At 40.9% G+C, this 12,994-nt stretch carries 11 protein-coding genes and 2 tRNA genes; 4 read left to right on the forward strand and 9 right to left on the reverse strand.

Annotated features, from left to right (window positions below; all coding sequences use genetic code 11):
- The first annotated feature begins 149 nt into the window (after positions 1 to 149).
- Both KPY62_RS09025 and acnA read left to right on the forward strand, forming a co-directional pair.
- Complete coding sequence (locus KPY62_RS09025) at positions 150 to 1,169, forward strand: DUF3025 domain-containing protein (RefSeq protein ID WP_216581702.1); 1,020 nt, start codon at positions 150 to 152, stop codon at positions 1,167 to 1,169.
- A 289-nt stretch (positions 1,170 to 1,458) separates the two neighbouring features.
- Complete coding sequence (gene acnA, locus KPY62_RS09030) at positions 1,459 to 4,245, forward strand: aconitate hydratase AcnA (RefSeq protein ID WP_216581703.1); 2,787 nt, start codon at positions 1,459 to 1,461, stop codon at positions 4,243 to 4,245.
- A gap of 313 nt (positions 4,246 to 4,558) precedes the next feature.
- Here acnA and KPY62_RS09035 read toward each other — a convergent pair whose 3' ends face one another.
- A complete protein-coding gene (locus KPY62_RS09035; protein ID WP_216581704.1) occupies positions 4,559 to 5,053 on the reverse strand; it encodes a hypothetical protein in 495 nt (164 codons plus the stop codon).
- Positions 5,054 to 5,223: 170 nt separating this feature from the next.
- Here KPY62_RS09035 and KPY62_RS14030 point away from each other — a divergent pair, with 170 nt between their 5' ends.
- Positions 5,224 to 5,652, forward strand: coding sequence for a DUF2809 domain-containing protein (locus KPY62_RS14030; RefSeq protein WP_216581705.1), 429 nt, complete (start codon positions 5,224 to 5,226; stop codon positions 5,650 to 5,652).
- Between the two features lie 6 nt (positions 5,653 to 5,658).
- Here KPY62_RS14030 and KPY62_RS09045 read toward each other — a convergent pair whose 3' ends face one another.
- Positions 5,659 to 6,138 (reverse strand): hypothetical protein, encoded by a 480-nt coding sequence (locus KPY62_RS09045; protein ID WP_216581707.1) that lies wholly within the window; start codon positions 6,136 to 6,138, stop codon positions 5,659 to 5,661.
- A 432-nt stretch (positions 6,139 to 6,570) separates the two neighbouring features.
- Between KPY62_RS09045 and KPY62_RS09050 the strand changes: the two genes are divergently transcribed.
- Positions 6,571 to 7,470, forward strand: a complete 900-nt coding sequence (locus tag KPY62_RS09050; RefSeq protein ID WP_216581708.1) for a DMT family transporter — start codon at positions 6,571 to 6,573, stop codon at positions 7,468 to 7,470.
- 133 nt (positions 7,471 to 7,603) lie between these two features.
- Here the strand turns inward: KPY62_RS09050 and KPY62_RS09055 are convergent, their stop codons facing one another.
- The 7 genes from KPY62_RS09055 to gltX form a co-directional block, all read right to left on the reverse strand.
- Positions 7,604 to 8,662: a hypothetical protein gene (locus KPY62_RS09055; protein WP_216581709.1), complete on the reverse strand. Its 1,059-nt coding sequence runs from the start codon at positions 8,660 to 8,662 to the stop codon at positions 7,604 to 7,606.
- Positions 8,663 to 9,181: 519 nt separating this feature from the next.
- Entirely contained in the window at positions 9,182 to 9,376 is a 195-nt protein-coding gene (locus KPY62_RS09060; protein ID WP_216581710.1) for a hypothetical protein, read from the reverse strand.
- Positions 9,377 to 9,534: 158 nt separating this feature from the next.
- Positions 9,535 to 9,610 (reverse strand) — tRNA-Glu (locus KPY62_RS09065).
- A 150-nt stretch (positions 9,611 to 9,760) separates the two neighbouring features.
- Positions 9,761 to 9,836 (reverse strand) — tRNA-Ala (locus KPY62_RS09070).
- A gap of 438 nt (positions 9,837 to 10,274) precedes the next feature.
- Positions 10,275 to 10,703: a hypothetical protein gene (locus tag KPY62_RS09075; RefSeq protein WP_216581711.1), complete on the reverse strand. Its 429-nt coding sequence runs from the start codon at positions 10,701 to 10,703 to the stop codon at positions 10,275 to 10,277.
- A 129-nt stretch (positions 10,704 to 10,832) separates the two neighbouring features.
- Positions 10,833 to 11,198: a hypothetical protein gene (locus KPY62_RS09080; RefSeq protein WP_216581712.1), complete on the reverse strand. Its 366-nt coding sequence runs from the start codon at positions 11,196 to 11,198 to the stop codon at positions 10,833 to 10,835.
- Positions 11,199 to 11,345: 147 nt separating this feature from the next.
- Entirely contained in the window at positions 11,346 to 12,875 is a 1,530-nt protein-coding gene (gltX, locus tag KPY62_RS09085) for a glutamate--tRNA ligase (RefSeq protein ID WP_216581714.1), read from the reverse strand.
- Positions 12,876 to 12,994 lie beyond the last annotated feature (119 nt).

Here is a 12,994-nt window from a genome sequence, read left to right on the forward strand (position 1 = left end):
ATAAAAGGTACTCTGCTATTGCTATAAATAGGGGGTAATCTGCTGCTAAAAAAGCGCCTTATGATACCATGAGCTTAACCGCCAAATTTAATCCAATGTGCATAATAAGTTGGCATAACTAAGGCTTATATCTAATAGAGATCGTTATCATGACTAGCACTACCTTTTCATCTGTAGGGTCGCCTAAAACGCTATCTAAACTAACACCTGACACAATGACCCCTAGCCCCCTAAGCTTAGATAAAAGCTTTGCTGCTATTGACTGGCAGGCACCTTGGTTGTGCCATCTCAGCGAACTAAATTATTTGAGCCAGCAAGTAAAACAGCTCAGTGAGTCAAAAGATAATGACCAAGGGTCTGGTAAACAACCAGCAACTCAGAGTGATACTATTCTTGCAGAACTATTAAACACGGCACTGTTGCAGCGCCTAAAAAATGAGCAAAATCAGCCTGCACAGACTAAGCCTAGTACAGGCCAGCAAGCGCACCTGTTAAAGTTTGTCGCTCAAGATGCACTGCCAGAAGGGGGAGGTTATGAATATTTTATTGCCACTACGGGCAACATTCCAACTCGCAATAATTTGCATGATTTATTTAATGGCAGCATTTGGCTGACTTTCCCTAAGACAAAGGCACTGCTTAATTATTATCATATGGATGAGATTGCTAAGCAGGGGAATGGCGATAGTCGTGGGCGAGTGCGTGACACTATCACCGTCTTCGATGAGAATGGCGCTGTATTAGTCACTGCTAACCCTAGTATTGGCGAGGCTCTAATCGATTTTGATTGGCAGGGCAGCTTAGTGACGCCACGTGATGATTTTGATCATCCTTATCAAGCAAAACCTCAGGCAAAGGCCGCGGTCTATATCTTTGGTCACGCTTTACTAGAGCAGTTGATACAGCCGCGCAAGGCTTTATGTGCGCATAGTACGGTTATCCACGTTGAGCCTGAGTTCTTTGCTTTGCCACTAGCCGAGCGCTTAGCCTGTCTAGATCAATATTTAGCAGATAAGATGGATGAACTCCTATCACAACAGGCCGTTACCCCACGTCAGCTTGCCCCTTTACCTATTTTGGGTATCCCGCATTTTTGGGCAGATAATGCTGACCCTAGCTTTTATGACGATAATTACGTGTTTCGTAGTGGCCGTCGGAATCCTCGTTAAAACAAGATAATTAGCCCTGTTAAACAACTGTTTTATTTGCTATTTTGTTACTATTCACTACTTATCTAGGGTTAACAACAGCGAGGTTAATTGTTATAGTAAAAGGCAGTTACTGTAAATCATTACCCTTTCAGTAGTAAGTTATTTTAACCAGCTTATTAAATAAAGATATAAACTGCAATAGTAGGATGTCGTAAATATATAGCCACCTGTCATAACAATAAATTCATAATAATCTATGCCCTAGATTCTAAAAGTTAGAAACTATAATGTAGATAAGGAAGCTACCATGAGTGATATTTTCAACGTAAAAGATACCCTTTCGGTCAAGGGCAAGGAACATGCCTACTATAGCTTGCCTGCCTTGGCTAAAACCCATGAGAACATTAATAAACTGCCATTTTGCATGAAAATCGTACTAGAGAATCTATTGCGTAATGAAGATGGTGGTCAATCTGTCGGCAAAGATCATATTGAAGCCGTTGCTAATTGGGATGCTGGTGCTGAAGCCTCAAAAGAGATTGCCTTTATGCCTGCACGTGTAGTGTTGCAGGATTTTACAGGCGTGCCTTCTGTTGTCGATTTAGCGGCTATGCGTGATGCGATAGTTGAGCTTGGCGGCAAGGCCGAGCAAATTAACCCGTTTATCCCTAGTGAGCTGGTGGTTGACCACTCAGTACAAGTTGACGCCTATGGCCGTGAAGACGCGTTAGATCTAAACGAGAAAATCGAATTTAAACGGAATAATGAGCGTTATGAGTTTTTGCATTGGGGTAAGAACGCTTTTGAAAACTTCGTGGTCGTACCACCAGCGACTGGTATCGTGCATCAAGTAAACCTTGAATATCTGGCCCGCGTAGTGATGGCTGTTGATATCGATGGTGAGCTAACCGCTTATCCTGATACGGTATTTGGCACTGATAGTCATACCACTATGATTAATGGTATCGGTGTACTCGGTTGGGGCGTAGGCGGTATTGAAGCTGAAGCCGCTATGCTTGGTCAACCGTCATCGATGCTTATTCCACAAGTGGTTGGTTTTGAGCTGACAGGCAAGCTCAATGAAGGTGTCACTGCTACAGATTTGGTACTACGCGTGGTTGAGATGCTACGGGCTCATGGCGTGGTTGGCAAGTTTGTCGAGTTTTATGGTGAAGGCTTACATAGTATGCCGCTTGCCGATCGAGCCACCATTGCCAATATGGCACCAGAGTATGGCGCAACGTGCGGGATTTTTCCAATTGACAAAATGGCGATTGATTATTTACGCTTATCAGGTCGTGAAGAAGCCCAGATTGAGCTGGTTGAGAAATATGCTAAAGCGCAAGGTTTATGGCATGATGCCGATACACCATCTGCGACCTACTCAAGTAAGCTAGAGCTAGATTTATCTTGTGTTCAGCCAGCGCTTGCTGGGCCTAATCTGCCACAGCAGCGTATTAATCTGTCTGATATGCACGAAAAATTTGGTGAAACTTTAGCGAAAATGACTAAAGATCGTAAATCGGAAATTAAAGGCAAAGAGCGTTTTGATGAAGAGGGCGGTGAGCAAGAGCAGGCTGAAAGACTCTATGCTAAGCCAAATGTATACTCTGATATCAATATCAATGAGGAAAGCCACAAGTTACGTGATGGTTCTGTCGTTATTGCCGCTATCACCTCTTGTACTAATACCTCAAACCCTGCGGTAATGATCGGCGCAGGCTTAGTCGCTAAAAAAGCGGCTGCAAAAGGCTTAAAAGCCAAGCCTTGGGTTAAGACCTCATTAGCTCCCGGTTCTAAAGTCGTCACTGACTACTTAGAAAAGAGTAAGCTGATGGAAGAGTTAGAAAAAACTGGCTTCTACTTAGTTGGCTACGGTTGTACCACTTGTATCGGTAACTCAGGGCCTTTACTTGAAAGTATCGAAAAAGGTATCGAAGACAAGGACTTAGTAGCCGCTGCAGTGCTCTCAGGTAACCGTAACTTTGAAGGTCGCATTCACTCGCATGTCAAGGCAAGCTACTTAGCCTCGCCGCCTTTAGTGGTAGCTTATGCGCTGGCAGGTACTGTTGATATTGACTTGACGAAGCAGCCTCTAGGGCAAGATCAACAAGGCAATGACGTATTCTTAAAAGATATCTGGCCGACATCGAGCGAGATTAATGAGCTGATTGCCAATAATATCGATGCTGATATGTTCCGCAAAAACTATGGTGAAGTCTTTGATGGTAGTGAAGCATGGAATGCTATTAGTTCAGCTGATAGTCAGTTATATCCGTGGAGCGAGGAGTCAACCTATATTAAAAACCCGCCGTTCTTTGATGGAATGACTATGGAGCCAGAAGGCATCCTAGATATCGAAGGCGCCCGTATTTTAGGTCTATTTGGTGACTCAATCACTACTGACCACATCTCACCTGCTGGCAATATCAATCCGGAATCGCCTGCTGGCAAATACTTGCAAGAGCGCGGTGTGCTACAAGCCGACTTCAATAGCTATGGCTCACGCCGTGGTAACGATGCGGTCATGACTCGCGGCACCTTCGCCAACATCCGTATTAAAAATACTATGATGGGTGGTAAAGAGGGCGGTTATACTTATTATTTCAGTGGTGATAAAGCTACGTTACAAGATGGTCAAGAGATGGCCATCTATGATGCAGCGATGAAGTATAAACAAGATAAGCGTCCGCTGGTAGTGCTTGGCGGAGCAGAATATGGCTCTGGCTCTAGTCGTGATTGGGCAGCCAAAGGAACTATTCTACTAGGCGTAAAAGCAGTATTGACTAGCTCGTTCGAGCGTATTCACCGTTCAAACTTAGTCGGTATGGGTGTGTTGCCCTTGACCTTTAAAGAAGGCGAGAATGCAGCAACTCACAACCTTGATGGTTCAGAAGTGCTTAGCATTACTGGTCTAAATAATGGCGAGAGCAAGACGGCAAAAGTTATTGCCACTCGTGCTGATGGTTCGACTGAGAGCTTTGATGTCAACGTCATGCTACAGACGCCAAAAGAGCGCGAATACGTCCGTCATGGCGGCGTGTTGCACTATGTGCTACGTCAGTTAGCTGCTGAAAGTAAAAACGCGGCGTAATAGTCAATTCAGCTTAGTATGATAGAAAGCCCAGTCCCAGTCCCAGTCAAAGTAGGGGATTGGGCTTTTTTATGGCATGACCTTTACTGGTTGGCTTTAAGGGGTAGCTAATCGCCCTTTTGCTTGTCTCTGTATACCTGATAGGGGCGAAAGTATCCATTACTGAGTAGGTTGGGCGGAGATTGCGACCCCCAACAACTTACTATGCAATAACTATAGTTTGTAACAATAAATGATTTTTTGAACATTTCGGTGCGCGGGGTGCACCCTACACATTACTATTGAATGGTATTTAAACATTCAGCTTTTATTCTCATCGAAAATTCTCGTTCCAGCTCTCATTAAAGATCTTATTTAAAAATTTTTCTTTATCAAGACTGCCGTCACCATTTATGCAGGACTTATCAGCAAAAACATAATTCATCCAATTGATATCGGGAGACAGCTCATTAATCTCATTTACTATATCAACCTCACTAGTGTTGGAAAAATCTCTAGCGATCAGCTGTTCAACTAGCTTTATAATTAGAGTCTTGGTTTTATACTCAGAAGAATTTGGGTACTCAGCAATCTTCTTAAAGAACTTGTCATAATTTAAGCTGACCTTTTTATTTTCGTCTTCGTTCTCGTCTTCATTTTCGTTGTCATTTAAATAGTCGTTACTCCAAAAGATATAGTCACTCCAAAAAGGGTCGGGAGATAGCTTGCTTACTTCAGCATTTATTTCTTCTTGCCTTGACTCTGAGTTTGCAGTGGTGAGTAACTCTTCAAGTAATATTGTAAGTCTTTTCTTAGTTTCATCGTTCATTGTGAACTCCTATTATTGCTTACTTGTGTCGATGGTTGTGCTGATTAAAGTGCTTATTCTACTGGCATTTATTAAACTATTTTTAATAGTTTTAAACCGTATCTTAGTAAATAATCCTTCGATACTCTATGATAAATCCATGATTTCTTTGTTACGCTTAGGGCACATTAATGGCCATCTGCGGAGCAACAGCCTTGTCAAAAATACCTAGATTTCGTTTGCATGTTGGCTATTTGCTGTCAGCTATAGTTCTATTTTTGCTCGAAATAGCGATAGCTAACTATAGCACTGGATGGGTGAGAGGTTATTTTGGTGATATTTTAGTCATCATGCTGATATATAGTGCCCTAATGACTGTTGTTAAGCTAAATAAGCAGTTATTGGTTTTGTTTACCCTTATATTTGCCTTTAGCATCGAGTTTAGCCAGTATTCTAAACTGGCAGAGTTACTCGGTTTTAAACAAGGAAGTGTGGCCTATACGCTATTAGGCAATACTTTTAGCATAGAAGATTTAGGGTGCTATCTAGTCGGAGGTATTATAATTTTGCTATTTGAAACTGTTTTTGTAAAAAGCACTGCTTTAGCTAGTAAAGGCTAACAAGATTTAACTAGTAGTACTAAGCGCCTTTTCACAAGTTTCTGTAGTTAAAGTCACATCTGCAATAGCTTTGTCGTCTATATCACGATAAGAATAAACCAGTTTATGGTTATTTGCTTGCATATACTTAGCAGGATAAAAGGATTTTATACATAAATTCTTTAGGTTGTCGGTTGAGGATAGCCATTGTTTCATTTCTGCTAATTCATCGGCAGGTAAGGCGAGCGTTAGACGGTAATCAAATCGACTATAAAAAGGGGTAGTCACTACAGCCGTGTTTTCAACTAAAATATTGACTTTAATTGGTAAGGTACTAGCGAAGTTATCTTCTGCAGTTTTAAAGAAATCGTTAACCAAAGTCATGTCTTTATAAACGTAATTGGCCTCAACAGCATTTATCCTAGCTAAGCCTTGATCAAAAGCTGAATCGGCGCATACTTGGCTAGATAGAAGCAATCCCATCGTTATCACTAAAATTTTATTCATACAAACCTCGCTATAAATTTGTAATAAAGTAAGCACTTGACAGTAATACTGCTATAAATCAATGCTGATAAATACTTGGTTTTTTAAAAATGCCGCTAGCAGAGGGGGGAAATACTAACGTGGCTAGAGTCATTAATGTAACTAAAGTAGCTAAATATTTCTAAGCCCTTTTTAAAGTGACCATCTAAATGAATAGCTTAAACCTAGTGTTCTTGTCAGCTATTTAATAGTGTTAGTAGATCAAACAATTAGGCTGGATGCCAGCATCAATACTTCGATTAAATTCAATCATTGATCAGCGTAACGACTGTCTCTCTATACATAAATAACAACACCTCAATAGCGGTTAAAACGTTATCATCATCGTATTTCTATAAACTAGCAGATAACAGCCAAACAGCTATCGTGCTAACTGTCTAAGTTGAGTGAGCAATGAGCAGACGCGACCTGATTATATTTTTAACTTTATCCTTTATGTGGTCGATATCCTTTATATTTTATCGGATAGGTGTCCCTGAGCTTGGCTCGTTGGCCTTTGCCAGTCTACGAGTGATATTTGCAGGGCTTGTGATGGTAGTGTTTTTATTACTGAGTCCAAAAGATCGAATAGGTATCCGGGAAAAGTGGAAGGTACTTACCATTGTAGGTCTATTCTCTGCGGCTATTCCTTTTATGCTGTTCTCTTTTTCAGCCCGGTCAGTGAATGCAGGGGTATTAGCGGTACTCAATGCTGCTGTACCGATGATGAGCGGCTTTATTGCTAGTACTTTTTTTAATGAGAAGCTGGCTAAAAAGCAAATATTAGGGTTAGTTATTGGGGTTATAGGTGTGGTTATTTTGATGAGTGAGAATCTATTTGCTGAGCAAGGAGCAAATGGTTTAGGCTCAAAACTGCTACCGATGGGCTATGCTTTATTAGGTGCAGTAGGCTACGCAGTAGGAGCCAATGTCACGAGAAATTACTTAGAAGATGTCTCGCCAGTAGCTATCACCGCAGGGTCATTAATTATTGCCAGCTTAGTAATGCTACCCGTAGCTATTTATAACTTTCCCTATGGGCAAAATATTAGCTTAAAAGCGTGGGGTTCAGTGATTTGTATTGGCGTATTTTCTACCGCAATTGCGCTGGTATTCATGAACCAGCTTATTAAAAGTATTGGCCCGATGCGCGCCACTAGCATTACGTTAGTGATTCCTATTTTTGCCATTGTCTTAGGTTATTTTCTACTTGGTGAAGCGCTAGATATTGGGGCTATTATTGGTTCAGTAGTGATATTGATTGGTACTTATCTGTCACTTAACTTATCTTTTAACAGTTTGGCTAAGTCGTAATTTAGCTTAAGATAATAGAAAAAGCCCGATCATTATGATCAGGCTTTTTAGATGGTTTGATTCTAATTAATCGCGTTCTAACATAAGTAATCTAATTAATATGAGCTTCTGATATTAAGTTTTTTACTACAGCTTAACGAATGTTATCACCATAAGTTATGATTGGTTTAGCTAAACGATAGTTAGCAGCTGCACTTTTGGCACCCATAGTAGCGGCGATAAAAGTAAGTAAAGCACTAATTAACCAAAATAGACCACTATATAAAGCTGCTTTACGAGCAACCTCTTCAGCTTGTTGTAAGCCGTCATCTAGAGTTTGCTGAGCTTCAGCAACATACTGCTCAGTTTTAACTTTGTATTCAGTGAATGACTGTTGAACTTCAGTACGAACTTCAGTTGCTTGCGTTTCAGTTAGGCCTTCAGCTTGCAGACGGTTCACTAATTCAGGACCTTTTAGCGTAGCTTCGATTGATGCCATACGATTTTTAGCATAGTCATCAATGTTACGCCAAGTATCGATACTAGTGAAGTCCATCTCTTTAACTTCGTTCTTAGTCTTGTTCAGCATATCGTCTAATACATTAGTCGTTGCTGCAATTTGCTTCTCATTCAAGTTCTGAGTGTTTTTAGCAACCAAAGCATTGATATCTTCTTTGCTAATATTACCAGATACTTTTTGGTAAACGTCTTGCGCTGACTGTTGTACTTTTTCTACAGTACTATCAGGTGCTGCAACGGCTGCAGTACCAGCGGCTGATGTACCAGCGGCTACTACGCCACCTGCAGTCTTAGCAACCGTACTCACAGTGCTACCTACTGCATTACCAGCCGTAGCTAAGATACTAGTAGCGCTACTCATAGCAAAGAAAGTAGTTAGCAATATTATTAAGGCAGCAGTAAGCATGCCTGTTAAGCTAGCATCTTTTGGATCGATATCAGTACCATCACCGAATAGAGCTTCTGGCGCTGAGAATTTGATAGCAAAATAACCTGCTACAAAAGCGCTAACTAAAGCAGTAATTGCAGCATAAATACCACCAGCAATACTACTGCCCTTTAAATCAAAAGGTAAAAATGAGCTTAGAACTAAAGCTAAGGCAATCATTGCCATAACCACTATCAAGCCCATTACCAGACCAGCAAGTACACCGCGCCATGACGGGCGGCGCTGTGGTGAGTAAGTTTGTATCATAGGTGTTCCTCAGTGTTATATAGATAGTATGAAATGATAGGGGTGTATTCCTATATTATTTGCATACGTTGATATGATTATTTTAATTCATTCCTTTCAGCATACTCATAGCAATAGTCTGCTTTGCGAATATTCGCTCATAATAGTCAAGAAGATGAATTATTAATAACACTGTTAAGTAGAGAAACACTAGTTTTGTGTATACAGCAGTAAGTTTGTGTGACAAATTAGAGGTAATGTAAAGTTGTGTTGAAACTGAGTTAAATCAGTTAACTAGTTGATATTTATAATTTTAAATTATCTCACTCAAACTCCGAAAAACTTGTGACATTGCTAATAACAAACCTCATCCACAATATAGGTGAATGAGCCTTTGTTAGAACTATCGAAACTCTAAGATTTTTAACGGCAATAAAGATGGTTTCTGGTTGCAGTCAATGCAGATAACCTTGCTGCTTTATTGGGCTCAGCAGACAAAGAGCTACTGTTGAATGCCGCTTCAATTTGCTAATTTAATAGCTAGGCTTGAATGAGTAGGGAATCGTAATTGATAGTACCTGACTTGATTACTAACAGCTGGTCTCGATTAGGTGGTTCGATGATAACTTTTCTAGTGACAGCAACATCATAAGCCATTTGCAACAGCCAAATAGTGTGCATCATGTTTTTGGCATCGTCTAAGCTTGCACGGTTACGATTATCAGCTAGTAACAATACTATGATTGAAGCTAGTTAGCACTGATAAATAAACAGCCAAAAAAAAGCCCAAACACTGGATAGTGATTGGGCTTTTTAGAAGTGCTACTTATTAGTCTAATCTGATGCTAAGAAAACAGCTCTAAGCAAAAGTGCTAATAAGTGACGCCGAATAGTGGCGTCCCCAGGGGGATTCGAACCCCCGTTACCGCCGTGAAAGGGCGGTGTCCTAGGCCTCTAGACGATGGGGACGCATAGAGTGTTATAGCTGCTATTTTTCAATAATGCTATAACGGTACTTCACAATATCAGAGTGCTTATCTATGAATAGAAAAAGCCTTGCCTAGGTGCTGATACTGTCCTACTAGCGATATTTATATAGTCAAGACTAAGATAAATAGATGGTGGAGCTAAACGGAGTCGAACCGTTGACCCCTTGCATGCCATGCAAGTGCTCTACCAACTGAGCTATAGCCCCTCGCTAAGAGTGTGCGTATTTTAGGGAATCATAGAGATGTTGTCAACACCTATTTGAAGATTAATTGATAAATAGTGAAATAAAAGTAAAGAAAGCAGTTTTCAGTAGCTTAACTACAGCATAAGGCTGGATTTTAGCCATAGTCGATAACCAATATCTATCATCTTGCAACATTTGCAGTGTTTAGCTAATCATCAATGTGGCCATCTAGACTAATGATCTGAGTCTAAAATCTCTCATTAGCAATTAATAATTCATTTAATAGTGCCTTGGCAAGATTCTGTTATGAAATAGACCGTATGCTCTCGCTATTTCAGTGTTATTAGCAATTATTAGTAAGCTCAGTGCATTTTTTAGCAAAAAAATTATCTAATGGTTACTCCTCTATCCCAATAAGCAAGTTTTGCTATCGTCTTAAAGGCATGGATTACGGTATGACTATTTAGCTTGAGTATGCTTTTGGAGGAAATCAGGGATATCGTTAGCTTCTCTTGTACCTCTAGCCAACCACTCAGCTTGCCATTCTGTGATTCTCTCGCCCTTGTGGTGGATGTAGACCCCTCGTGAGGGCTGATCGACCCATTCAAGCTGTCTGACTAAGGCCACGGGTGTCTCTGCGTTTTGAGTACTAGCAGCGAACGCTAAAGCTCGCTGATAGGTGGCAAAGGCACGGTAATAAGCATGGTGATTGCTATTGCTAGCGTTATTTTGCTTATAGTCATCAGTATCTATCACTTTTGTACTGCTATTAGCACAGCACCAAACTCGATACTCTAAGACTTGGTCAAAGAAATAACCACCGCCCGAATCAGCAGCTTCCTCGTACTGTCCTACTTGATTAGGGTCTATAGCTGCTGAATATGACATGCGTTACCTTTTAGGGTCTAAATATTAGGCTAAAGCAAACATTTATTGCTTATGGCTTATTTTAAATACAGTTGAGTATGTAGGCCAAAAAATCACTTAAAGCTATTTTATTTACATTATGAGTTTAACTTAACGTGGGTTTTGTTTGCTAGTGATCTCTTTAATAGCTTTATCAGTAGAGAACTCTTCTTCAGTACCATCAGAAAAAATAACCGCACAGCATTCAGTGGAAACGTATTGACCACCCATTTGTCGAATGCTTTTTATCCCTTTAAAACCAGTGATCTTAGTATTGCTTAATCTGTCTAACTTATAATTAGTGTACTCGCAATAACAACTGTATATCCACTTTAAGTCTTCAAAATCCTGCCCATTAGCAAGGATAATGTTAGTGTCATAAAGCTCTTTTACAATCGAATAATAATATCTTTGTGCTTCTTTTTGGGTTGAAAAAACATAATCTTTGCTTTCTATCGTGACGGTTTTAGCGGCCATATTTATTTCCAATTGAGATATTAAATAAAGAATCGGTATGAGCATTCAAATGCTGGGATTAACGTAAAAAGGGGTCAGTATTAACATGACCCCTCTTTTTAATTAACTATGTCTTCAATTAACTATGTTGTTAACTGATAATTAAAGCTATTCTGCTGCCAAAAAATCAGGCAAGTCTGCAGCTGTTTTTTCTAATTTCTTTAGCTTCTTCTTGCCTAAGCCGCCAAGAATATCGACTGCATGACGCAGACGTATTAATGTCATATCAGCACCAATGATCCACATAGAGTTCATCACTGGAGTCGATGAGGTGCTACCAGCAATAGCGATAAAGAACGGAGCGATAAAGTCACGCATTTTGATATCTAGCGCTGCCGAGAGGCCTTTGATAGTAGCGTAGATATTGTCTTCAGACCAAGTAGGCAAGGCTTCAAGCTGCCATATTGCTAGCTGTAGCAATTCTATAACTTGCTCATCGGAGAGCGTCTTATGGCTAAAGTCTTCAGCTTTGATCGCCGGCAAGTTTTGGAAGTAGAAGCCACCCCAATTGACAGCATCAGAAAGCAGCTCAATACGAGGTTGAATAGCAGCTGCCATAGCAGTAAGTTTGTCGCTATTATTAGCCCAATCAAGGATTCTGTTCTTCAGCTCCTCTGGCGTTAGCGCCCGTAGCCACTCAGCATTGAGCCAATTAAGTTTTTCGGTATCGAAGATAGGGCCGCCAAGCGAAACACGTTGAATATCGAAGCTGGCTATCATTTCTTCTAAACTGAATTTCTCAGCTTCATTCGGCATTGAGTAACCCATACGGCCGAGGTAGTTTAGCAAAGCTTCAGGTAATACCCCAGCATCACGATAGTAAGTGATAGAGGTTGGGTTTTTACGCTTTGACAATTTTGACTTATCAGGGTTACGTAACAACGGCATGTGGCAGAGTACTGGCATCTCCCACCCAAAGTATTCATACAGCAGCTGATGCTTTGGCGCAGAGTTTAGCCACTCTTCACCACGCATGACATGGCTGATTTCCATTAAATGGTCATCGACGACGTTAGCTAAATGGTAAGTAGGTAAGCCGTCAGTCTTTAGTAGCACTTGCATATCGACTTGTGCCCAAGGGATTTCAACAGTACCCCGTAGCATATCGTCAACTTTACAAACCCCTTCGCTCGGAACCCGCATACGGATTACAAACGGCTTGCCATCGCTTACCATCTGATCAGATTCTGCACGTGACAAATCAGCATAACGACCGTCATAGCGGGGCGACTCACCTCTAGCCATTTGCTCGCTACGCATCACATCAAGCTCTTCACTAGTACAAAAACAACGGAAAGCATGATCGTTATCAAGCAGCTGCTGGGCATGTTGTTTATAGATATCGGCACGCTCGCTCTGACGATATGGTGCATGTGGCCCACCAACATCAGGGCCTTCCGCCCAATCAAGACCTACCCAACGCAGAGCGTCCAAAATCATTTGTTCAGACTGCTCAGTAGAGCGAACTTGGTCAGTATCTTCAATACGTAGAATAAACTCGCCGCCATGAGCTTTAGCAAAGGCTAAGTTAAATAGCGCAATATAAGCGGTGCCGACATGCGGAAAGCCAGTAGGAGAAGGAGCAATTCGGGTACGTACAGGGCGGTTGGAGTTGGCAGTAGGATTAGCTTGGGTCATGATGGCCTCAGATGTATTATTATAAATAAAAGAATATCGCTGAAAGAATTTTATTGCAGCAAGCGAATAGCGTAAAATATCGCTCTAGTATAACAGACAGATATAATATTTTTTTCGAA

It is taken from the genome of Psychrobacter sp. TAE2020, assembly GCF_018919485.1.
In the GTDB taxonomy this organism is placed as follows: Bacteria; Pseudomonadota; Gammaproteobacteria; order Pseudomonadales; family Moraxellaceae; genus Psychrobacter.

Coding starts and splice junctions, on each gene's coding strand:
- gltX (WP_216581714.1), bottom strand. CDS start 12,875: ATGACCCAAGCTAATCCTACTGCCAACTCCAACCGCCCTGTACGTACC.
- KPY62_RS09075 (WP_216581711.1), bottom strand. CDS start 10,703: ATGTCATATTCAGCAGCTATAGACCCTAATCAAGTAGGACAGTACGAG.
- KPY62_RS09045 (WP_216581707.1), bottom strand. CDS start 6,138: ATGAATAAAATTTTAGTGATAACGATGGGATTGCTTCTATCTAGCCAA.
- KPY62_RS09050 (WP_216581708.1), top strand. CDS start 6,571: ATGAGCAGACGCGACCTGATTATATTTTTAACTTTATCCTTTATGTGG.
- KPY62_RS09035 (WP_216581704.1), bottom strand. CDS start 5,053: ATGAACGATGAAACTAAGAAAAGACTTACAATATTACTTGAAGAGTTA.
- KPY62_RS14030 (WP_216581705.1), top strand. CDS start 5,224: ATGGCCATCTGCGGAGCAACAGCCTTGTCAAAAATACCTAGATTTCGT.
- KPY62_RS09055 (WP_216581709.1), bottom strand. CDS start 8,662: ATGATACAAACTTACTCACCACAGCGCCGCCCGTCATGGCGCGGTGTA.
- acnA (WP_216581703.1), top strand. CDS start 1,459: ATGAGTGATATTTTCAACGTAAAAGATACCCTTTCGGTCAAGGGCAAG.
- KPY62_RS09080 (WP_216581712.1), bottom strand. CDS start 11,198: ATGGCCGCTAAAACCGTCACGATAGAAAGCAAAGATTATGTTTTTTCA.
- KPY62_RS09025 (WP_216581702.1), top strand. CDS start 150: ATGACTAGCACTACCTTTTCATCTGTAGGGTCGCCTAAAACGCTATCT.